Annotated in this window: 18 protein-coding genes, 1 tRNA gene and 1 other RNA gene; 9 read left to right on the forward strand and 11 right to left on the reverse strand. The window is 69.4% G+C overall.

Annotation, left to right across the window (positions count from 1 at the left end; genetic code table 11):
- Window positions 1-27: 27 nt before the first annotated feature.
- The 3 genes from ACFQ7C_RS18890 to ACFQ7C_RS18900 form a co-directional block, all read right to left on the reverse strand.
- On the reverse strand, window positions 28-411 hold the full coding sequence (locus ACFQ7C_RS18890; protein WP_378904976.1) for a DUF2255 family protein: 384 nt from the start codon (window positions 409-411) through the stop codon (window positions 28-30).
- A gap of 33 nt (window positions 412-444) precedes the next feature.
- Complete coding sequence (locus ACFQ7C_RS18895) at window positions 445-1,218, reverse strand: SDR family NAD(P)-dependent oxidoreductase (protein WP_378904979.1); 774 nt, start codon at window positions 1,216-1,218, stop codon at window positions 445-447.
- 82 nt (window positions 1,219-1,300) lie between these two features.
- Window positions 1,301-2,323 carry a zinc-dependent alcohol dehydrogenase family protein gene (locus tag ACFQ7C_RS18900; RefSeq protein ID WP_378904982.1) on the reverse strand — a complete coding sequence of 341 codons (1,023 nt, stop codon included), beginning with the start codon at window positions 2,321-2,323 and terminating at the stop codon, window positions 1,301-1,303.
- Window positions 2,324-2,723: 400 nt separating this feature from the next.
- Between ACFQ7C_RS18900 and ACFQ7C_RS18905 the strand changes: the two genes are divergently transcribed.
- Window positions 2,724-3,872, forward strand: a complete 1,149-nt coding sequence (locus ACFQ7C_RS18905) for an MFS transporter (RefSeq protein WP_378904985.1) — start codon at window positions 2,724-2,726, stop codon at window positions 3,870-3,872.
- Between the two features lie 256 nt (window positions 3,873-4,128).
- Here ACFQ7C_RS18905 and ACFQ7C_RS18910 read toward each other — a convergent pair whose 3' ends face one another.
- Both ACFQ7C_RS18910 and ACFQ7C_RS18915 read right to left on the reverse strand, forming a co-directional pair.
- The gene (locus ACFQ7C_RS18910) at window positions 4,129-4,839 is read right to left on the reverse strand and encodes a hypothetical protein (protein WP_378904988.1); all 711 of its coding nucleotides are present in this window, start codon (window positions 4,837-4,839) and stop codon (window positions 4,129-4,131) included.
- A gap of 20 nt (window positions 4,840-4,859) precedes the next feature.
- Window positions 4,860-5,039 carry a helix-turn-helix domain-containing protein gene (locus tag ACFQ7C_RS18915; protein ID WP_378884357.1) on the reverse strand — a complete coding sequence of 60 codons (180 nt, stop codon included), beginning with the start codon at window positions 5,037-5,039 and terminating at the stop codon, window positions 4,860-4,862.
- A gap of 129 nt (window positions 5,040-5,168) precedes the next feature.
- Here ACFQ7C_RS18915 and ACFQ7C_RS18920 point away from each other — a divergent pair, with 129 nt between their 5' ends.
- From ACFQ7C_RS18920 to ACFQ7C_RS18930, 3 genes are all read left to right on the forward strand, one after another.
- The gene (locus ACFQ7C_RS18920) at window positions 5,169-5,750 is read left to right on the forward strand and encodes a hypothetical protein (RefSeq protein WP_378904991.1); all 582 of its coding nucleotides are present in this window, start codon (window positions 5,169-5,171) and stop codon (window positions 5,748-5,750) included.
- Between the two features lie 179 nt (window positions 5,751-5,929).
- On the forward strand, window positions 5,930-6,991 hold the full coding sequence (locus ACFQ7C_RS18925) for a tyrosine-type recombinase/integrase (protein ID WP_378904994.1): 1,062 nt from the start codon (window positions 5,930-5,932) through the stop codon (window positions 6,989-6,991).
- Window positions 6,992-7,403: 412 nt separating this feature from the next.
- Window positions 7,404-8,507, forward strand: a complete 1,104-nt coding sequence (locus ACFQ7C_RS18930) for an IS110 family transposase (RefSeq protein ID WP_378904997.1) — start codon at window positions 7,404-7,406, stop codon at window positions 8,505-8,507.
- Window positions 8,508-8,695: 188 nt separating this feature from the next.
- Here the strand turns inward: ACFQ7C_RS18930 and ACFQ7C_RS18935 are convergent, their stop codons facing one another.
- From ACFQ7C_RS18935 to ACFQ7C_RS18955, 5 genes are all read right to left on the reverse strand, one after another.
- Window positions 8,696-9,112, reverse strand: coding sequence for a hypothetical protein (locus tag ACFQ7C_RS18935; protein ID WP_378905000.1), 417 nt, complete (start codon window positions 9,110-9,112; stop codon window positions 8,696-8,698).
- Window positions 9,113-9,372: 260 nt separating this feature from the next.
- A tRNA-Ser gene (locus ACFQ7C_RS18940) sits at window positions 9,373-9,460 on the reverse strand.
- A gap of 41 nt (window positions 9,461-9,501) precedes the next feature.
- Window positions 9,502-11,781 (reverse strand): transglutaminaseTgpA domain-containing protein, encoded by a 2,280-nt coding sequence (locus tag ACFQ7C_RS18945; protein ID WP_378905003.1) that lies wholly within the window; start codon window positions 11,779-11,781, stop codon window positions 9,502-9,504.
- Window positions 11,768-13,027 (reverse strand): DUF58 domain-containing protein, encoded by a 1,260-nt coding sequence (locus tag ACFQ7C_RS18950; RefSeq protein WP_378905006.1) that lies wholly within the window; start codon window positions 13,025-13,027, stop codon window positions 11,768-11,770. Before ACFQ7C_RS18950 ends, ACFQ7C_RS18945 begins: the two co-directional genes overlap by 14 nt.
- A gap of 7 nt (window positions 13,028-13,034) precedes the next feature.
- Window positions 13,035-14,057 (reverse strand): AAA family ATPase, encoded by a 1,023-nt coding sequence (locus tag ACFQ7C_RS18955; RefSeq protein ID WP_378905009.1) that lies wholly within the window; start codon window positions 14,055-14,057, stop codon window positions 13,035-13,037.
- Window positions 14,058-14,238: 181 nt separating this feature from the next.
- On the opposite strand from ACFQ7C_RS18955, the gene ffs reads away from it, so the two are divergent.
- Window positions 14,239-14,335: signal recognition particle sRNA small type (gene ffs, locus ACFQ7C_RS18960), an RNA gene on the forward strand.
- Here the strand turns inward: ffs and ACFQ7C_RS18965 are convergent.
- Window positions 14,330-15,001, reverse strand: a complete 672-nt coding sequence (locus ACFQ7C_RS18965; RefSeq protein WP_378905012.1) for an NUDIX domain-containing protein — start codon at window positions 14,999-15,001, stop codon at window positions 14,330-14,332. The genes ffs and ACFQ7C_RS18965 overlap by 6 nt on opposite strands.
- Window positions 15,002-15,112: 111 nt before the next feature.
- Here ACFQ7C_RS18965 and pta point away from each other — a divergent pair, with 111 nt between their 5' ends.
- The 4 genes from pta (at window position 15,113) to ACFQ7C_RS18985 (ending at window position 21,867) form a co-directional block, all read left to right on the forward strand.
- Entirely contained in the window at window positions 15,113-17,260 is a 2,148-nt protein-coding gene (pta, locus tag ACFQ7C_RS18970) for a phosphate acetyltransferase (protein ID WP_378905015.1), read from the forward strand.
- A 31-nt stretch (window positions 17,261-17,291) separates the two neighbouring features.
- Window positions 17,292-18,518 carry an acetate/propionate family kinase gene (locus tag ACFQ7C_RS18975; RefSeq protein ID WP_378905018.1) on the forward strand — a complete coding sequence of 409 codons (1,227 nt, stop codon included), beginning with the start codon at window positions 17,292-17,294 and terminating at the stop codon, window positions 18,516-18,518.
- 95 nt (window positions 18,519-18,613) lie between these two features.
- Window positions 18,614-19,345: an HAD family hydrolase gene (locus tag ACFQ7C_RS18980; RefSeq protein ID WP_378905021.1), complete on the forward strand. Its 732-nt coding sequence runs from the start codon at window positions 18,614-18,616 to the stop codon at window positions 19,343-19,345.
- On the forward strand, window positions 19,342-21,867 hold the full coding sequence (locus ACFQ7C_RS18985) for a glycoside hydrolase family 65 protein (RefSeq protein WP_378905024.1): 2,526 nt from the start codon (window positions 19,342-19,344) through the stop codon (window positions 21,865-21,867). Before ACFQ7C_RS18980 ends, ACFQ7C_RS18985 begins: the two co-directional genes overlap by 4 nt.
- Window positions 21,868-21,925: the final 58 nt, after the last annotated feature.

The following is a 21,925-nucleotide window of genomic DNA, read 5'->3' on the forward strand; positions in this document are numbered from 1 at the left end:
CGAGTCATGACGGCAAATGTCGCCGGCTCATGCCGACACGCGATCGGGCGTCACACGGAGTGTCCTCGAGCGTGGCCCTGGTGCGATCATCGGTGCGAGGTATGCGCTGCTGCGGTACTTCGCGCGATAGGCGTCGTCTACTGAGGTGAGCGCAGTATCGTCCGCGGGCGCGAAGGTGACGTCGTACTCGGCCCCGCCGATGCGGATTCGCCCGGCGGCTTCGCGAACGGCTGCCTGATACCACCGGGACCGACGTCCGTGATAGGGCCGGATGTAGAGCTCACCATCGGCCACGACCGACCAGATGAAGGTCGGCGTGCCGAACGTTTTCCCGTCCTCGCGCAGAGGCGAGACGTGGAAGTCATCTGCCGACGCGAACGTGCCCACTTCCTCCTCGGTCCAGATGCTCATCTCTTGTACCTCCCCGTCGCTCGTGTCTTCTCGTCAGTGCGTGGTGAAGCCGCCGTCGACGGGTAATGCGACGCCGACAACGAAGCTCGATGCGCTGCTGCACAGCCACAGCACGGCAGCAGCGATTTCGTCGGCGGTGCCGAGCCGACCGATGGGCTGCTCCTGCATGATCGCGGCCATCGCCTCTGCCTGGCCTTCGAGCATGCCGGCGACCATCGGCGTCTCCACAACGCCGGGGCAGATGGCGTTGATGCGGATACCGCGCGGGGCGTACTCGACGGCCGCGCTCTTGGTCAGCCCGATCACCCCGTGCTTCGAGGCGTGGTAGGCGGCACGCTCGGGCAGGCCGACGAGGCCGCCGAGCGACGAATTGTTGACGATCGCGCCGGAGCCCTGCGCCCGCATGTGACGTAGCTCGTGCTTCTGCGCCGCCCACACGCCACGCAGGTTGACCGCGTTGACCCGGTCGAAGTTCTCCGCAGTCTCGTCGGCGGCATCGGACGGCGGGGCTTGCACGCCGGCGTTGTTGAAGGCCATGTCCAAGCGGCCGAAGGTCTCGACGGCCTGGTCAACGGCCGCTGCGACCTGGGCCTCGTCAGCGACGTCCGCGACCAGGCCGACGGCCCTGTGCCCGGCGTCGGTCAGCGCCTGCGCGGCCCGCTCGACGGCGTCGCGGTCGTAATCGACGAGGGCAACGGCCGCGCCGTTCTCGGCGAAGGCGCGGGCGGCCGCGAGGCCCATCCCGGAAGCGCCGCCGGTGACGAGAGCGACCTGCCCGGTGAAGTCGTACTTCGGGTTCGTTGACATGAGAGATGTCCTTTCATCAATGCGAGCGGCGCCGTTCCGGCCGCGCGCGTTCCAAGAAGCGTTTGGAGGGTCCGTCGCCTGTTCAGACGCGCAGGAGCGTCTTGATGGCCCGGCGCTCGTCCATCGCCTTGTAACCCTCGGCGGCCTGCTCGAGGGGGAGGGTCAGGTCGAACACCTTGCCGGGGTCGATCTCACGCGTCCAGATCAGGTCGATCAACTCCGGCAGGAACCGGCGCACGGGCGCGGGCCCGCCGAGCAGGTGCACTTCCGCGAAGAACAGCTCGCCGGACGGAAGCTGGCCATCGTGCGGGACGCCCACGTAGCCGACGTGCCCGCCGGGACGTGTCGACCGGATCGCCTGCATCATCGACTCCTGCGTGCCAACCGCCTCGATCACAGAGTGCGCGCCGAGCCCACTGGTGAGCTCCTTGACCCGGGCGACTCCCTCGTCGCCGCGCTCCTCGACGATGTCGGTCGCACCGAACTCAAGGGCAAGCTTCTGGCGGGACTCGTGACGGGACATCGCGATGATGCGTTCGGCGCCGAGTTGCTTCGCCGCGAGAACGGCCAGCAGTCCCACCGCACCGTCGCCGACCACAACCACGGTCTTCCCCGGTCCCGCCTCGGCTGCGACCGCGCCGAACCAGCCGGTCCCCAACACGTCCGAAGCCGCCAGCAGCGAAGGGATCAGGTCCTCGTCGGGCAGGCTCGGGGTCGCGACGAGCGTGCCATCAGCCAGGGGCACACGCAGATACTCCGCCTGCGCGCCGTTTGCTCCGACGAACTCGCCGTGCACGCACCGGGACTGGTAGCCCGCCCGGCAGATCTCGCACGTGTTGTCGGAGGCCATGAACGACCCGACAACGAAGTCCCCGACCTTGATGGCGCGCACGGCGTCCCCGATTTCCTGCACGATGCCGACATACTCGTGTCCGATCGGGGTCGCCTCGTCGACCGGCTCAGTGCCGCGATACGGGTGCAGGTCGGAGCCGCAGACACATGCGGCGACCACCTTGATGATCGCGTCGGTGGGCGCCTGAATCGTGGGCAGCGCCCGATCCTCGACACGGACATCGCCGGGGGCGTAGATCATTGCTCCGCGCATGGCGAAGACTCCTTTCACGGCTGGAACTGCCACCGTGACGGCGGCTGCTGAAGCGCCACGGCGAGAATCACTCGCTCCGCGACGGTGGGGTCAACGTCGACGCTAGCCACGTTGTTAGCGATGAAACAGGACCTGTCAGACCACGTCTCAAGCAGTCCTTCCTCAGATAAGCGGTCTGCGAGAGCGTCGATACATCGGCCCGCCGATGACTCCCACCAGCAACCCCTCGTCGCGAGCCGACCCAAAATCGGGACGCGCGACACCACCGCCGCAATCCGCGTCGCGCTATCGGCTCGCGCGCGCAGCTGCCTCGCTCACTCGCAAAGGACCCAGCTCTCCCATGACCGCCGTCTCCACGCCCCTCACGTCCGCGACGAAGAGGGGACGACTGCCCCTCATCGTGCCGCTGCTGACCGTCGGCACCTTCCTGATGATCACTACCGAGTACATGGTCGCCGGCCTCCTTCAGGAGATGTCCACCGACCTCGGTGTCAGCATCGCCCAGATCGGGCTGCTCATTACGGCGTTCGCCATCGGAATGATCATCGGATCGCCCGTCATGGCGCTGGCCACGCTCCGCCTTCCCCGCCGTGCGACGCTCGTCCTCGCGCTCCTGGCCTACTCGCTTGGCCACATCGTTGCTGCTCTGAGCGCCGACTTCGCGATGGTCATGATCGGACGCTTCATCACTGCGATTGCGGCCGGGGCGTTCTGGGCTGTGGCATCCGCGGTCGCAACCACCGCCGCGGGGCCAGAGAACCGGTCCCGCGCACTCGGCGTGATGATGAGCGGCGTGGGTCTCGCCACCGTCGCGGGCGTGCCCCTTGGCGCGTTCGCCGGACAGCTGCTGGGCTGGCGCGGTACGTTCTGGGCGCTGGCTATCCTCGCAGCCCTGACCGCGCCCGTGATCGCGAAATTCACTCCGTCCCAAGATACCCACGACAAGCCCTCGATCGCCGGTCAGCTGCGCGCGATCGCTACCGGCCGCATGGGCATCCTGGTTCTGGCGACAATCCTGGCCACCGGCGGAGGCATGACGGTCTTCAGCTACCTGTCCCCACTTGCCAGCGAGCGTGCTGGGATCCCAAGCTGGGCAATCCCCTTCGTCTTCGTCGTCTTCGGGCTCGGGTCCATCATTGGATCCAACGTCGCGGGACGGTACGCGGACAAGCGGCCGATCGCCACGTTCATCACCGCGACCGCCTCCTCGCTCGGGCTCACCGCGCTGCTGATCCCGATGTCGACGAACGGGGCGGCCTTGTTCATCCTCACGTTCCTCATCGGAATCGCGGCGATGGGCATCCCGCCGGTCGGCACCGGTCTCGCCGTGCGCTTCGCCTCCGCCGCTCCCGCCCTCGCCGCCGCGATCGCCGTCGCAGCCTTCAACGGCGGAACCGCCGTCGGCACATGGGCCGGCGCCTCCGCCATCGAATCCTCACTAGGAGTCGTCGGCCCCCTCATCATCGCCCTCGTGATGTCGGGTCTCGGGCTCGCGGTCCTCATCACCATGGGCGCCATGCGTATCGCCCGTGAGAGCCAACAGGGCTGAGGACCACACGCTGCCCGGGAACACCGCCGCCGGCGGACAGGTGGGATGGGGCGAGCACCTCAGCCACCGCGAACTCTCCGCGCCCGCACGAGATGATCCGAGCAAGCGTTCGATGTGGTCCAACGAGTGACGTCTCGAGTGGGCCATGTGAACGACAGCCGTTCCTCATCGTTCGCGCGCCCCGCAAGGGGCCTCCCGGCCTGCGACCGACCCTTGTGCCCACGCGCAGACAATGCCGCCGAGGGTCTGAGGGGTGCTAAGCGACGGAGCGATCTGGGCGGAACGAGCACACTGCACACGTGCCGTCGGTGACGAGCTTGTGGCCGTCGACGGTGCAGTCCCAGCCTCCGATCGTGAGACGGTTCTGGCGGGCCTCCAGCGCCGTCCTGGCGCGGGCGCAAGCGCCGCAAGGCTCCGAGGTGCCCTCCGGATGTTTGGCACAGAACGGCGAGTCCGCGTTATGCGTGACGTGGCCCGTCGCGTCACGCGTCTCGTAGGCGCCCTTCTTCATCGTCTCGGTTAAGGAGCCTGAGCCTACGTTCGCCGTCACCTCACGCGTCGCGTTTTGCGTCACGTCACGTGTCGCTCGCCCACCGATCGCGCGAGGCAGGGGAGCGGCAGTGGTGGCTCGTTGCCGGTCGCGATACTCCTTCTGCCGGCGTCTCGCGCCGTCGCGGTACCGTTCGACCTCCTCGGCCGTGGACTGTCGGAGCGCGCTTGTCCAGCCGACGAGGTGGTAGCCATCGTCTGTGTGCTCCCAGAGGCCCGCGCGCTCAAGCTCCTCGAACGCGGCCGGGTCATCGCCGTCGGGATGCAGGTACCTGGTGTACCGAGCGGGCACCGCTCCATCCGTGCCCTGCCCGTTGCACCACATCAGTGCGCCGGCGAGCACGCGGAAGGCTCGGTCGCTCAGATCGTCGATGCGAATGCTACCCAGCCATTCGGCGGGAAGGCGGGCGTCGACCATGACGATGGGATGGGCCGGGTCTACGGCTCGACGCCGAACACCCTGAGCAGGGCGGCCCGAGGAATCATCCGGCGCGGCCCGAGCTGCACGGTAGGGATCGTGCCCCGCTCGACGCCGAGCTTTATGGTGCGGTACTCGACGCCGACCAGTGCGGCCGCGTCCTTGTACGTGAGAGCGAGTGAGTTCGGCGAGCGGTTCATCTGCTTCTCCTTCGTGAGCCACCAATGTCATCGCATGCGCACACCGTAGCACGAACGTGAGCCAGTCAAGTCATGAATGCGTCATGTCGTACCTTGTTCAGCGAATTCCTGCCTGCGATACTGGCGTGCATGGTGGACCTCGAGAACGTCGACGTCAGCGACGAACGCGTCGCGGTGGGTAACGGCGTCAGCGTTCCGGCGAGCTGGACCGTCGTGTTGAGGGGTGAGCCCGACGTCCCTGGCGAGATCCGTGTCAGGGCCGCGTACGACGTTGCCCTCGGCCGGATCGTGGCGACAGAGGTCAGCGTGACTCGCGGCGGGCAAGGTGACGAAGTGACGAGCCTCACCCTGCGAGAGGTGCGTGTCCAGACGGCTCTGCAAGTGAGTGGGCTGAAGGTTTCCACAGTCGAGGAGCCCGAGCATGCGGTCTGCTCGGGTGGGGACTACATTCGGCGGATGCGCACACGCGAGGGGCGCGACCTCACGGCGAGCGTGGTGGACGCGTCGACGACGTACCGCCTCGCGACCGCCATCAATCTGCCGCCGCTGAGGGCCGTCGCCGATGGCCTCGGGGTCAGTCAGAGCACCGCGACACGGCTGATGAACCGGGCCCGTCTGGCGGGTCTCGCGCCGGGAGTGGATCTCCCTGACCCGTCGGCGACGGGTCCGGTGATCAACGCGCCGACTCCCGGCGGTCCGACGATCGGCTGAAAGGAAGACGGATGCCGCGGCGATCGAATCAGGACGGCACAGTCTCGTCGTACACGACGCAGTCGGGGGAGACGAGATACCGAGTTGCCTATTGGGTCGAGCGTCCCGATGGCGATTCCGTCCGCAGGTTCCGGCGCGGGTTCGCCACCGAGCGAGACGCGCTCAACGCACTCGTCGATGTGCAGGTCGACATCCGTCGCGGCGTCCATGTCGACGAGACGCGTGAGACCTTCAACGCCTATGCCGAGAAGTACTTCGATTCGCTGCGAGTGCGCGCGACCACCCTGGCCGGCTACCGCAAGCATTTCCGCGTCCACGTGCTTCCGTCGTCGGTCGGGCGCGCACCCATCGCTGACATCACCAAGGACCAGCTGAATCGCTTCTATCGGCAACTCGAGCAGACCGGCCGAAAGGATCGTGGGCACGTCGGGGAGCCGCTGGGCGCAGCAACGGTCAGGCATGTTCATGTCCTGATCTCGCAAGTGCTGCAGCACGCGCTCGAGGATGGGCTGATCCGCTTCAACCCCGCGAAGCGTGCGTCACCCCCGACGAAGCTCGAAGCCGCACCACCGGAGATGACGACGTGGTCGGCGGAGGATGCCCGGCTCTTCCTCGACTGGTCAGAGTCCTCGGGGGACTACCTGTGGCTCGCCTGGCTGACGCTTCTCGGCACCGGGATGAGACGTGGCGAGATCCTCGGCCTCCGATGGAAGGACCTCGATCTCGACAACAACGTGATCACGATCGCCCGCGCCATGTCCTATGTGAAGGAAGCGGGCAGCAGACCGGTGATCGACCTCCGAGCCACCAAGAGCGGCCGTGTTCGCAACGTCGACATCGACGCCCGCCTCGCGGAAGTGTTCCGCGCGAAGCATGAGGTGCTCCGTGCCGTCTCACCGGAGCATCCCCGAGGCGAACACCTGATCTTCTGCAATCGCTACGGGGAGCCGCACAATCCGACGCAGTTCTCCCGCCAGTGGAGGGAGCGGGTCGCCAAGGCAGTTGAGGCACATCCGGATCTCGATGCTCTGCACCTGCACGAGCTGCGGCACACCCACGCGACACTGCTGCTGCGCGCCGGCGTGCATCCCAAGATCGTGTCGGAGCGGCTAGGGCACGCCGACATCCAAACCACCCTGAACACGTACTCGCACGCGGTCAGAACTCTCCAGCGTGGTGCAGCGGAGCTCGTGGGCCAGCTGCTCGCGTCGGCCGAGGCGGAGCCGTCGCCCCTCGCCTAGAGGCAACTGGTCCGCTCACTTCGGACCCTGATCCGACATCAGCGCCGTCAGCGATCGGGCGGTGTGCAGTGCCGGGACCGTGGAATAACGAGGAGCGCAGCGACGAGGCTATGCCGCTGTGAGTCTTGACGTGGCTGGTCTGGGACTGGCTGGCTGGGTGGTGTTGGTCGTCTTTGTCTTGGTCGTGACTCGTTATGCCGCTGGCCCCGTGTGGGCCTTTCTTTCGATCTGTCCGTCCTGGCGAAGGCGGCCGGCGCCTCCCCAGCCCACCTCGATGGCCTGATTAGAAGCCTGCCCGACCCGCCCAGGTCGTGGCCCGTCACAGTGATGCCGCGAAGTGATTCCTCCCGGGCCGGCGCTGGCCGTCACGCGGCCATGCCCGTGTTCACCCACAGGAAGGACCGATTCGCAAATGGCCATCGTCGCGCACTCTCATCCGTTCGTCGTCGGTGTGGATACCCACGCCAAGACACACACCTATGCCGTCGTCGAGACGCGGTCCGGGCAGCTGGTGGACTGCCAGCAGTTTCCGGCCACCCCACCAGGCATCGCCCGCGCGATCAACTGGGCCGGCCGTCTGACCAGAGGTGAGGTCGACACGTTGTGGTCCATCGAGGGCGTCGCCACCTACGGAGCGAGACTGGCCCGTGCCGCCGCCGAGAGCGGGTACGAAGTGGTCGAAGCGCCTCGGATCAGCGCGAGGAGCCGCCGCGGGGTAGGGAAGTCCGATCCGTTAGACGCTCGTGCGATAGCGGCTGCCGTACTGCCGCTCGAGCAGAACCAGCTGCGTCGCCCGCGCGCCGACGACGGGATGCGTCAAGCGTTGCGTGTGCTGGTGGCCGCGCGGGATCAGATGGCCGTCGAGAAGACGGTGAACGTGAACGCGCTCACTGCGCTGTTGCGAACTAACGATCTCGGCATCGACGCCCGTAAGCCGCTCACCGTCGCGCAGATCCGGCAGGCGTCGCGGTGGCAGAAGCGCAACGAGCCGCTCGCGATCGCTACCGCGCGAAGTGAGGCGGTCCGGCTGGCCCGACGGATCGTGGATCTCCAGCAAGCGCTGACCGAGAACCATGCCACCATGACCGAGCTGATCACCGCGAGTCCCGCCGCGCCGCTGCTGCAGGAGACCGGGGTAGGCGCTTACACCGCCGCGGTCGTCATCACAGCGTGGTCCCACCCCGGCAGGGTGCGGAACGAGGCTGCATTCGCCTCGCTCGGCGGTGTGAACCCCATTCCTGCGTCCAGCGGCAACACGACACGGCACCGCCTCAATCGAGGCGGGGACCGACGCCTGAACAAGGCACTCCACGTCATCGCGATCACACGAATGAGTCGCGACCCCGGCACGAAGGCATACCTCGAGAGGCGCATCGCCGAGGGTCGCAGCCGACGCGAGGCCCGGCGCTGTATCAAGCGCTACCTCGCCCGACACCTCTACCGAACCCTCAACAAGCTCTACGAAGGCCCCCCGGAGTCCGCCGCAAGCTCCACCCTCGCTCCGACAATCGGCTGAACAAGCGGGGCGGGGACGACGCAGTGCCCGAGCGAGCGGTTGATAAGCGCAGCTCGCAGCGCAGCGGAGAGCGCAGTCTGCAAATAGCGAGCGACAGGAACGGAGTCGTCAACGCCCCGCTACACTCTCGCCGTCGGAGGGGACACCTACGTCGTCACTGCGACGCAAGCCGCTTCGAGAGAGACAAGTCAGGTCACCACGACCGGCTGAACTTCGACTGGCCCCGGGCAGAAGCCATCGGAGCTGCTGGTGAAAGGGATCTCGAACCATTCGTCGCGGATGCTTACGCCCGAGGCGTCGATGATCGCGACTCGGACACCAGCGCCGAGGTCAAGCCCGATGGTGTCCTGAGGCGCGTACGGCGGCTCCTGCGGAACCTCCCACCTACCGGCTTCCACAGGCGCGACGAGAGCGGGCTCGCAATCGTCGCCCAGACACGCCGCCACCGATCCATCGCCGACCAAGTTCGGACTTATCTCGATGACCACCGGCCCTTCGATGACGTATCCGATGGCCGGGCATGCGACGCCCGGGGGAACACATGCGCTGAGAGCCAGCACCCCTGTGAGGACCGCGGCGGCAGCAGCAACCTTGGGCGTTCGCATGTCACTGAATCTAACAGCGACCCCAACAGCGCCCCCTCGCGGCTCTGCCGCTCCCGTGTTCGAAGCACCTTGACAGACATAGAAGCCGCGAAAGCCCGGCACGGAGCACGGCCGATCGCTACACTCTCGCGGTCGGAGTGGGGCTGCAAACCTTCAACCCTCAACCCGAAAATATGGGTTGAAGACCGGTTAACTGTGCCACCAACTGTGCCACGAGATTTCGAACGGGTCGCGATCCCTTGAAAACACTGGGACCACAGTGGCGGAGGATGGGGGATTCGAACCCCCGAGGGCTTGCACCCAACACGCTTTCCAAGCGTGCGCCATAGGCCACTAGGCGAATCCTCCGGGCGGCCCCGGAGGGCCGCCGACCATCCTACCCTGCTCGGCTACCGTGCCCGAATCGGCGTGGTCCCCGCGTACACGCTGCCGGGCCGGATCACGAGCGATCGCGGGGCGAGCAGCGCGAGGATGCGGCGTGACGGGGGAACGGACGCGAGCAGCGAGGCGCGCACCGCGGTCGCGGCGTCGGCCGCAGCATCCCCCATCCAGGAGGAGCGGCTGCCGGCGCGTGAATAGCTGGCGCGCTCGATGGCGAGCAGGACCGTGTTCATCTCGGATGCTGCGACCCCGTGCTCTGCGACGAGCCTCGCGGCGAACGCGCGCGGCGTCTCGCTGGCGGGGACGGCGATGCTGACGTCGATCGCGGCCTCCTGGACGGACTGCCACGCGGCGGCCGCGTCGCCGCCTCGCGCGGCGGTGTCCTGCTGCCGACGTCGGAGCTCGCGGATCAGGAACGGCAGCGCGAGGAGCACGATCACCGCGACCACGGCGCCGAGGATCGGGAGCGGGTCGAGCGCATCCCGGGAGGAGCTGCCGGCCGCGTTCTGTCGCTGCTCTTCGAGGTCGATCTGGGCCTGGTCGCCGCGCGGCGTCGGGGTGGCGCTGACCTGGGGAGGAGCGGCATCGGGATCCGCGGGCTGGCCGGGCAGCGTGAGCTCCGAAGAGAACGTCGTCGGAACGCCGAGCCCTGAGGTGGGCTCGAACGGGATCCAGCCGATCCCGCTGAAGAACACCTCCGGCCACGCGTGGAGCTGCGAACTCGATACGGAGAAGACGGGCTGCCCGTCGACGGTCTCGGTGGTCGGGGTGCCGGGCAGGTAGCCGACGACGATGCGCGACGGCATGTGCAGAGTGCGTGCCATGAGGGCGAACGCCGAAGCGAAGTGGACGCAGTAGCCCTGGCGCACATCCAGGAACTGCGCCACCGCCTCGGCGCCGCTGCCGTCGAACCCGTCCTCGACCGGCGCCTCGAGCGAGTACCGGAAGTCGGTTCCGCGGAACCAGCGCTGCAGCGCCGTCAGCCGGTCGTAGTCCGTCGTCGCGTCGGCGGTCACCTGCAGGGCGAGCTCGCCGATGATCGGGGGGATGTCGGCCGGGAGCTGCGTCGTCTCGTCGCGCACCTGCGAGCCGACCGACGCGGCTGCCCGCACCTGCTCGAGCGAGGGGCGAGGCGGGTTGTAGGCGACCTCGTACGACTGGCCCTGTGTCGAGCCGCCCGTCGTCGCCACCGTGTGGTTGAAAGGAACCGCTCCCCACAGCCCTCCGCCGAGACCGGTGATCCCGACCGCCGGATACGGCACCGGCGCCCACTGCGAGTCGAGGTTCACCACGTCGATCTTCGCCGTGTACTCGCCGACGCGGATGTCCTCGTCGGAGTCGACGACCCCGAAGGCGCGTTCGCTCTGGAGGGACACGGTCTGGGAGCGGTCGGGTTCCCAGATCCCCCCGTCGAAGCGGGACAGGGTCGTCGCGCGCAGGTAGGGCACCGAGGGGGCGTCGGTGCGGACCCGGAGCACCTCGGCCTCTTGCGGGCGGCGGAGGTCGTCGCCGAGCTGCAGCGTCGCGTCGATCCCGGGCCCCGGACCCATCCCGGACCCCGCACGCGCACCTGGCTGCGGCAGCACCGGCGTCGCGACGACGGCGACGACGATCGCGATGGCGCCGATGCCGAGCGCGGTCGCGGGGACGCCGGCAGCGCGCTCCGCCTCGCGCTCGAGCGGCTTCTCGCGCGAGCGCGTCTCGGAGCGCAGCAGGAACAGGACCGTCACGGCGAGGAACACGAACCCGATGACGTCGACATCGCTCGGTGCGGCGATCGCCGGGATGAGTGACACCGCGACGATGCCGACGGACGCGAGCAGCGGCATCCGTGCCGTCACGACGACGTGATCGACGATGATCGTGAGCAGTCCCATCGACCCCACCACGACGAACGCGAGCGACAGCGTCGGCTCGAGCGGGGCCGCGCCGACGGTGATCTCCACCATGGCTGCCTCGACCAGCAGCGGCACGGCACGGAAGGTGTCGAGGGTCGGGATCACCCATAGCAGCGCGGTGTCGCGCAGGAAGATCACGGTCAGGAACACGACCCACACCGCGACCTCGATGAGGGTCACCGCGACGGCCGGAAGGCGGTAGCGCCGGGCGGCGTAGCCGGCGGCCAGCACCATCGCCGACAGCGTCAGCGCCGCGACGAGCCACCACCCGGGCTCGATGACCCGCACGACCGGCAGGAGCGCAGCCAGGAGCGCCGCGAGGATCGCGAACGCCAGGAGTCGTTCGCCGCCGCGGGCCCGCACCGGGCGAACGGTGTCAGCCGAAGACATGGTGCACCCCCCGGCCGATCGCGTTCGCCCAGGCCAGACCGAGGTCGCGGTCGGGGCCCACCGTCGCCACGTGCCAGCCGTGGTCGGCGGCGATGTCGAGGGCTTCGCCCATGGGAGCGGCGCACAGGAGGAGGGGGAGCGTGCTGTGGTGGGCCACCGGGCCCAGGGCCACGGCGTCGGCCGGGTCGAGGCGCCCGACGATCAGCACCACAGGACCGGTGGACGCGCCCGCGAACAGCCGCGACAGGCGCGGCAGGGCGTCGTCGCGGTGCGCGGTGACGGTCGCGAACCGCACGAGCATCGCGTCCACCTCGGTCATGTCGCCGCCGTCGATGCGGTCGACCAGCACGGTCCCCTCGGTGTCGAGCACCTCGACGGCGTAGCCGTCGTGCACGAGGCGCGCGACCGCCGACACGCAGGCCGAGATCCCGGCTTCGAAGCCGGGGTCGGCGCCGGGTGCGCGCAGCGCCTCCGGCGACCAGCGCAGCGCCGCCCGGTCCAGCACGACGCTCGCCTCGGGCGTGGACTCCTGCTCCTCCTGGCGCACCATGAGCTCGTCGCGGTGCGCCGTCGCGCGCCAGTGGATGCGGCGCATCGAGTCGCCGGGGGCGTACGGGCGAGCGACGAGGTTGTCGGCGCCCTGGCCCAGCTGGTCGGTCGTGGTGTGCAGCATCCCGCCTGTGGCACCCGCATAGTCCACGAGCGGCGGCAGATCGATGACCGCCGGGGCCACCGTGACCGGTGTGCGCTGGCCGAACACGACCGTGCGCCGCGCCAGCCCGAACGGGTCGGAGGACCGCACGGTCAGCGGCCCGATCGAGTGGATCCCGCGCTGTGCGCCGGTGACCGTGTAGACGAGGTCGATGCTGCGCGCGCCGCCCCGCTCGCCGCCGCGCAGGGCGGAGCCGAGCGCCGGGAAGGCGCCCTCGGCCTTGCCGCGGAGTCCCTTGGGCAGCGCATCGCGCCACGTGCCGGGCGCGGTGGGCAGAGCCGTGCGCACCTCGACGCGCACCGACACGCGCGCCTCGCGCCCGACAGGTACCACATCGGGGGCGATCGCCCTCGTGACCGCGTCCGAGCGGCGACCCACGTACAGCGACGCGATGCTCGCGGCGACGACCGCCAGCAGCATGATGCCGAAGTACATCAGCTCGAGGATGCCCGCTTCGTTGGCCACGATGAAGCACGCGATCGCGAGGACCAGCGCACCGGTTCCCCGGACGCTCAGTGGCCACACGCTTCTCATGGTTCGCTCACTGACGCGCGGCGATCGGCACCCGCACACTCGCGGCGATGCGCTCGAGGATCGTCGCGATCGCATCGGCGGCGCTCGACGCCCGGGCTCCGCCCGCGGCGCGGGTCGGGATGAGACGGTGCGCGAACACCGGCGCGAGGAGCGCGGTGATGTCGTCGGGGATGACGAACGTGCGGCCGTCGAGCGCGGCCCACACCTTGGCGGCGCGCACGAGCTGCAGCGTCGCGCGGGGGCTCGCGCCCAGGCGCAGATCGCTGTGCGTGCGGGTGGCCTGCGCGAGCGCTACGGCGTAGTCCTCGATCGCGGGTGCCACGTGCACCGCCCGCGCCCACGCGACGAGCCCGGCGACCTCGTCGGCCGACACGACCGGCGTGAGCTGGTCGAGGGGGTTGAGCGTGTCGCGCTGACGGAGCATGAGGGCCTCCGACCGCGGATCGGGGTAGCCCATCGAGATCCGCATCATGAAGCGGTCGCGCTGCGCCTCCGGGAGCGCATACGTCCCCTCCATCTCGAGCGGGTTCTGCGTCGCGACGACGAGGAAGGGCTCGGGCACGAAATGCGTGCGCCCATCCACCGTCACCTGGCGCTCCTCCATCGCCTCGAGCAGCGCGGACTGCGTCTTGGGGGAGGAGCGGTTGATCTCGTCGGCGATGACGATGTTCGCGAAGATCGCGCCGGGCTTGAACTCGAACTCGCGCTCGACGGGATTGAAGACGCTCACGCCGGTGACGTCGCCCGGGAGCAGATCGGGAGTGAACTGGATGCGGCGGACCGTGGCATCGACCGAGGTCGCCAGGGCGCGCGCGAGCATCGTCTTGCCGACACCGGGGACGTCCTCGATGAGGAGGTGCCCTTCGGCGAGGAAGCACACCAGCGAGCTGCGCACCGCTTCGGGCTTCCCATCGATGACGCTGCCGACCGCGTCCAGGATCGCGTCCGTGACGCGGGCGAATCCTTCGGCGCTCAGCGCGCCGGTCGCGGGGCCGCGTCCCGTCCGGGCATCCGTCGCGGTGTCGACCATCGAGGCCTCCTGTTCCGCCTCGAACGGGCGGGTCGGGCGGGTGGGCGCGGGCGTCCTCGCCCACGGCTCGATCCTAGCGACGGCGTTATCGGATCGGTATCGATCGCGCTGGGAGAACGCTGGACGCCCGGGACCGCGCGCAGACCGGTCCGGCTGAACCCGCGCGACGGGTTAGACTGGACACAGCTCTCCGCGAGGCGGCATCCAGGCCAACTCCCCCAGGACGGAAACGTAGCAAGGGTAACCAGGCTCTGCCGGGTTCGCGGAGAGTCTTAATCTTTCCGGGCGAAGGGGCCCTCCAGCACCGCCCACTGCAGCAGCATGATGGTCTTCGCGTCCTGGATGCGCCCGTCGCGGACCATCGCGAGCGCCTCCTCGATGGCGAGGTCGAGCAGCTCGATGTGCTCCCCCTCCTGCGCCAGGCCGCCGCGCTCGCCGATCCCGGCCGCGCCGTCGTAGGACGCCGCGAAGAAGTGCAGGCGCTCGGTGACCGAGCCGGGGCTCATGTACACGTCCCACACATGCTCGAGCTCGCCGATGTCGACGCCGGTCTCCTCCACGGCTTCCCGCCGGATCGCGGTGGCCGGGTCGTCCTCGTCGAGGAGGCCCGCGGCCGTCTCGATCAGCATGCCGTCAGGGTGGTCGTTGACGTAGACCGGGTAGCGGAACTGGCGCGTGAGCAGGACCGTGCGCCGAGCCGGGTCGTAGAGCAGCACCGTGGCGCCGTTGCCGCGGTCGTAGGTCTCGCGCTGCTGCGTCTCCCACCGGCCAGACGGCCCGCGGTAGTCCAGCGTGGTCCGTCGCAGCACGTGCCAGGCCGATGCGAGCACCTCGACCTCCGTCACGCGCACGTCGGGATTGCGATCCAGGCCCCGCCCCGTCCGGTCGAGGCCCGTCCGGCCGCGGTGATCGGGGACATCGATTCCAGGGCGGGATTCGTGCATGCCGTCGAGGGTATCCGCGGGCGGCTGCCGACCCTGTGACAGTGCTGGGTGCCGCTTTTGATCCGGTGGCACGCCTGGCCGCAGCATCCGTGCCGCCCATAGGCTGGGCGAGTGGCGCAGAGCATCTACATCACGTCGGCAGAGGGTCATTCGGGGAAGTCCACGGTCGCGCTCGGAGTGCTCGACGCGCTGAGCCACGCGACACCGCGCGTGGGCGTGTTCCGGGCGATCGCGCGATCGACCGTCGAGCGGGACTACGTGCTCGAGATGCTTCTCGACCACGACGGCGTCGACCTGCCGTACGACGACTGCATCGGCGTCACCTACGACGACGTCAGACATGATCCGGATGCTGCGCTCGCGGCGATCGTCGAACGCTACAAGGCCGTCGAGGCCCAGTGCGACGCAGTCGTCATCCTCGGCAGCGACTACACCGACGTGGGAAGCCCGGCCGAGCTCGCCTACAACGCGCGGATCGCCGCCAACCTGGGGGCGCCGGTGCTCCTGGTCCTCGGCGGGCGATCCGCGCAGAACGAGACCCAGCCCGAGGCGCTGGGCTCGTCGCTCGCCCGCACACCCGCCGAGATGGGCCAGATCGCCGACCTCGCGCTCGCCGAGCTCGCCCACGGGCGCGCGAAGCTGTTCGCCGTCGTCGCGAACCGCGCCGACCCGGTGCGCACCGACGAGACCCTCGAGGCCGTCCGCCGGTCGATCCACGCGCACCTCGACGGCGCCGCTCCCGCCTCGCCGGTGCCGGTGTGGGCGATCCCCGAGGACCGCTACCTCGTCGCGCCGTCCATCCGCGGCATCATGCGCTCCGTCGACGGCGAGATGCTCGCCGGTGACCCCGGACGCCTCACCCGCGAGGCGCTGGCGGTCGTGGTCGCGGGCATGTCGATGGTCAACGTGCTGCCGCGCCTGCTCGAAGGTGCGGTCGTCATCATTCCCGCCGACCGCTCCGAGGTGCTGCTGGCGACCCTTCTCGCGAACGCGTCGGGCACCTTCCCCTCGATCTCGGGCATCGTGCTCAACGGCGGCTTCGAGCTGCCCGAGCCCGTGACCCGTCTCATCGACGGTCTCGGCTCGAGCGTGCCCATCATCACGACCGAGCTCGGCACCTACGAGACCGCGGTGCGCATCATGGGCACCCGCGGCCGGCTCGCCGCCGACTCGCAGCGCCGCTACGACACCGCGCTCGCCCTCTTCGAGCAGAGCGTCGACACCGACGAGCTGCTCGTCGCGTTCGGCCTGGCGCGTGCGACGGTCGTCACGCCCCTCATGTTCGAGTTCCAGCTCATCGAGCGGGCGCGCGCAGAGCGCAAGCGCATCGTGCTGCCCGAGGGCGACGACGACCGGGTGCTCCGTGCCGCGGCGACGGTGCTCAAGCGCGGCATCGCCGACCTCGTGATCCTCGGCGAGCCGTTCGAGGTCCGCGCCCGCGCGATCGAGCTGGGCATCGACATCCAGGGCGCCGAGGTGCTCTCGCCGCTGGACGCCGTCCACGTGCACAAGTTCGCCGAGGAGTACGCGCGGCTGCGCGCCCACAAGGGCGTGACGGTGGCGCAGGCGGCCGACACCGTGACGGATGTCTCGTACTTCGGCACGATGATGGTGCACCTGGGTCTCGCCGACGGCATGGTGTCGGGGGCCGCGCACACGACGGCGCACACCATCCGCCCGGCCTTCGAGATCATCAAGACCAAGCCGGGCGTCTCGGTCGTCTCGAGCGTCTTCCTCATGGCGCTCGCCGATCGCGTGCTCGTCTACGGCGACTGCGCCGTCATCCCCGACCCGACGAGCGAGCAGCTCGCCGACATCGCGATCTCGTCGGCCGCGACCGCGGCGCAGTTCGGCATCGACCCGCGCGTGGCGATGCTGTCGTACTCGACGGGAGAGTCGGGGTCGGGTGCGGAGGTCGAGAAGGTGAGGGATGCCACCGCCCTCGTCCGCTCGCGGGCCCCGGAGCTGCTCGTGGAAGGGCCGATCCAGTACGACGCGGCGGCCGACGCGGCGGTGGCCGCGGCGAAGATGCCGGGCTCCGCGGTCGCCGGCCGCGCGACGGTGTTCGTCTTCCCCGACCTCAACACCGGCAACAACACGTACAAGGCGGTGCAGCGGTCGGCGGGCGCGGTGGCGATCGGGCCGGTGCTGCAGGGCCTCAACAAGCCGATCAACGACCTGTCGCGCGGCGCGCTGGTCGACGACATCGTCAACACGATCGCGATCACCGCGATCCAGGCGCAGGAGGCCGGTCGTTGAAACGGCGACCGGAAGAGGAAGGAAACGCGCGATGACCCCGGTGCTCGTGATCAACAGCGGCTCATCGTCGTTCAAGTACCAGCTCCTCGACATGGACACCGAGCGCACGCTCGCCTCGGGCCTCGTCGAGCGCATCGGGGATCCGATCGGCATCGCGCGCCACACCGTGTACGCGACACCGACGGACGGCCCCACGCCGGCCTTCCTCGACGCGACGCGCACGCGCGAGCTGCCGATCCCCGACCACACCGCGGGCTTCGCCGTCATGCTCGACGCGTTCGCGTCCGACGGGCCGTCGCTCGCCGACACGCCGCCGGTCGCCGTGGGGCACCGCGTGGTCCACGGCGGCGCACGGTTCTTCGAGCCGACGCTCATCACACCCCTCGTCGAGATCAACATCGACGAGCTGTCGGTGCTCGCGCCGCTCCACAATCCGGCGAACCTCGCCGGCATCGCCGCCGCCCGGTCGGCGTTCCCCGACGTGGCGCACGTGGCGGTCTTCGACACCGCCTTCCATCAGACCTTGGCGCCGGCGGCCTACACCTACGCGATCGACGCCGAGGTCGCAGCATCCCATCGCATCCGCCGGTACGGCTTCCACGGCACGTCGCACAAGTTCGTGAGCGAAGCGGCTGCCGCATTCCTCGGCCGCCCGCTGGCCGATCTCAAGCAGATCGTGTTCCACCTCGGCAACGGCGCGTCCGTCACCGCGATCGACGGCGGCCGCTCGGTCGACACGTCGATGGGGTTCACCCCCCTCGAAGGGCTCGTGATGGGCACGCGCTCCGGCGACATCGACCCCGCCGTGCTTCTCCACCTCGCGCGCCGGGCCGGCATGTCGATCGACGAGCTCGACGATCTGCTGAACAAGCGCAGCGGGATGCTGGGACTCGCCGGATCCAACGACCTGCGCGACATCCGCGCCGCCATCGAACGGGGCGAGGAGCGCGCGATCCTCGCGTTCGAGGTGTACGTCCACCGCCTGCGGGCGTACGCCGGCGCCTACCTCGCCCAGCTGGGCGGCGCCGACGTCATCTCGTTCACGGCCGGGGTGGGTGAGAACGCCCCGCTCGTGCGGGCCGGAGCGCTCGAGACGCTCGGCTTCGCGGGCGTCGAGATCGACCCCGCGCGCAACGAGGGCTCCGAGCGCGGCATCCGGGTCATCTCGACGGATGCCTCGGCCGTGACCGTCCTCGTCGTGCCGACCGACGAGGAGCTCGAGATCGCGCGCCAGACCCTGAGTGTCGCCCGCGCGTAACCGTCACGGGGTGTCGACCGGAGACCCGCCCGCATTACGCTTGCTGGACGGCGCGATGCAGTGCCGACGCACCCGCACCCGCTCTCGGAGGTTCTGTGGCTGACGACGCCCTGCCCGATCTGACCGCTTACGACGCCGTGCTGTTCGATCTGGACGGCGTCCTCACGCCCACAGCCGAAGTGCACATGCACGCGTGGCAGACGATGTTCGAGGAGCTCTTCGCGGCGTGGGACATCACCCCGCCGTACACCGAGCGCGACTACTTCGACCACCTCGACGGCAAGAAGCGCTACGACGGCGTGGCGAGCCTGCTGCGCTCGCGCGATGTCGAGGTGCCGTGGGGCCACCCGTCCGACCCGGTGACGGCCGACACCGTGTGCGGCATCGGCAACCGCAAGAACGCCGTCTTCGAGCGCGTGCTCCGCGCCGAGGGCATCGCCCCCTACCCGGGGTCGCTGCGGCTGCTCGACGTGCTCGCCGAGGCGGGCACCCCCGTCGCGGTGGTGTCGAGCTCCAAGAACGCGGAGGAGGTGCTGGCGGCAGCCGGCATCCGTGATCGCTTCGCGGTCGTGATGGACGGCGTCATCGCCGAACGCGACCACCTCGCGTCGAAGCCCGCACCGGACGTGTTCGTCGAGGCGGCACGGATGCTGCAGGTCGAGCCATCGCGCAGCGTCGCGGTGGAGGACGCCATCAGTGGCGTGCAGTCCGCAGCCGGCGGCGGCTTCGGGCTCGTGGTGGGTGTGGACCGCGGTGCCGGCGAGGCGGACCTCGTCGAGGCCGGCGCCCATGTCGTGGTGAAGGATCTGGAGGAGTTCGCACGATGATCGATCGCGACCGGTTCCCCGTCGACCCGTGGCGGCTCGTCGAGACGTCGTTCGACCTGGACGACACCGGTGTCACCGAGACGCTGTTCGCGGTGGGCAACGGCTACCTGGGCCTGCGCGGCAACCAGCCCGAGGGGCGTCACGCGCACGAGCACGGCACGTTCATCAACGGGTTCCACGAGACGTTCCCGATCCGTCACGCCGAGCAGGCGTACGGTTTCGCCGAGGTCGGCCAGACGATCATCAACGCCCCCGACGCGAAGGTCATGCGCGTCTACGTCGACGACGAGCCGCTGTCGCTCGACGTCGCCGACGTGCGCGAGTACGAGCGGACGCTCGACATGCGCGACGGCGTGCTGCGCCGGCACATCCTGTGGGTCACGCCGTCGGGCAAGGAGGTGCGGATCGACTTCGAGCGGCTGGTGTCGTTCGAGGAGAAGCACCTCGCGCTCATGACGGTGGACGTCACCGTGCTGAACGCGGACGCGCCGGTCACCGTCAGCTGCCAGATCCTCAACCGGCAGGACGGCGAGGACGTCTACGGCGGGACCCCCCTGGCACCGCGCAAGGCCGGGTTCGACCCGCGCAAGACCGAGAAGCTGCACGAGCGCGTCCTGCAGCCGGAGGAGTACTGGCAGGACAAGCTGCGCTCGGCCCTGTCGTACCGCGTCACGGACTCGGGCATGACGATCGCGGTCGTCGCCGATCACCTCGTCGAGACGGCGAACGAGTACACCTCGCGCACGCTCATCGAGCCCGACATCGCGAAGAACGTGTTCCGGGTGAACGCGAAGGCCGGCGTGCCGATCCGCGTCACGAAGCTCGTGAGCTACCACACGTCTCGCGGCGTGCCCGCGCGCGAACTCGTCGACCGCTGCCGTCGCACCCTCGATCGTGCGCTGGGCGAGAGCGTCGACGCCGTCCGTGCACAGCAGCGCGAGTGGCTCGACGCGTTCTGGGAGCGTTCGGACGTGCGCATCGGCGGCCACGACGACCTGCAGCAGGCGACCCGGTGGTGCCTGTTCCAGCTTGCTCAGGCCTCGGCGCGCGCGGACGGGCAGGGGGTGCCCGCGAAGGGCATGACGGGCTCCGGGTACTCCGGGCACTACTTCTGGGACACCGAGATCTACGTGCTCCCGTTCCTCGCGTACACCACGCCGCTGTGGGCGCGCAACGCGCTGCGCATGCGGTACCTGATGCTGCCCGCCGCGCGGAAGCGCGCGTTCCAGCTCAACGAGGCGGGCGCCCTCTTCCCGTGGCGGACGATCAACGGCGAAGAGGCATCCGCCTACTACGCCGCCGGCACCGCGCAGTACCACATCAACGCCGACGTCAGCTTCGCGCTCGCGAAGTATGTGCGCGCAACCGGAGACGACGAATTCCTCTTCCGTGAGGGCGTCGACATCGCCGTGGAGACGGCCCGCCTCTGGGCGACCCTCGGCTTCTGGCGTTCGAGCGACGGCGTGCTCGACGGCGAGGGCGACACGTTCCACATCCACGGTGTGACCGGCCCCGACGAGTACACCACCGTCGTCAACGACAACCTCTTCACCAACGTCATGGCGCGGTTCAACCTCCGCTTCGCCGCCCGCACGATCCGGGAGATGGCCGAGGCCGACGGGGAGGTCTACCGCCAGATGGTCGACCGCCTCGCGCTGGAGCCGGGCGAGCCCGACGCGTGGGAGCGAGCCGCAGAGGCCATGCACATCCCATTCAGCCCGAGCCTCGGCATCCATCCGCAGGATCACGTGTTCCTCGAGCGCGAGATCTGGGATCTCGAGAACACCCCGCCCGACAAGCGACCGCTGCTGCTGCACTTCCACCCGCTCGTGATCTACCGGTACCAGGTGCTCAAGCAGGCCGACGTCGTGCTCGCGCTGTTCCTGCAGGGCAACCACTTCTCCGACGAGGACAAGCTCGCCGACTTCGAGTACTACGACCCGCTCACCACCGGCGATTCGACGCTGTCGGCCGTGGTGCAGGCGATCCTCGCTGCCGAGGTCGGCTACCAGGACCTCGCGCTGGAGTACTTCCGGCAGTCGATCTTCGTCGACCTCGGCGACCTGCACCACAACGCGTCCGACGGCGTGCACGTGGCGTCGGCCGGCGGGGTGTGGACCGCGCTGGTGGCGGGATTCGGCGGCATGCGCGACCACTTCGGCGAGCTGTCGTTCAACCCCCGGCTGCCCGCCGCGTGGCCGTCGCTCGAGTTCGTGCTGCACTGGCACGGCACGCGCCTGGTCGTCACCGTCACCCGTGACGAGCTTCGCGTGCGCGCCACGGAGGGCGACCCCGTCGGCTTCAGCGTGCGAGGCGTGGGCTACGTCGTGGGCGCGGGCGAAGAGGTCGTCGCACCGCTCGACGGCCAGGGGCCTGTCATTCCGGGCCGGCCGTCGCTGCGCGAGCTCGGAGACGCGCGCCGCGAGGACGGCTCGCTGCTCTCGGCGTCGGTGCCCACCGTGACCTCGACGATCCCGATCATCGTGGGCGCCGCGGACGTCGAGCACGGCGCCGACGTCTGACGCCTTCCGAGAACAGGAGACCTGGCGAGCACAGGACGATCCGAGAGGAATCGCCCTG

This window comes from Microbacterium sp. NPDC056569 (assembly GCF_042793475.1).
GTDB lineage: Bacteria > Actinomycetota > Actinomycetes > Actinomycetales > Microbacteriaceae > Microbacterium.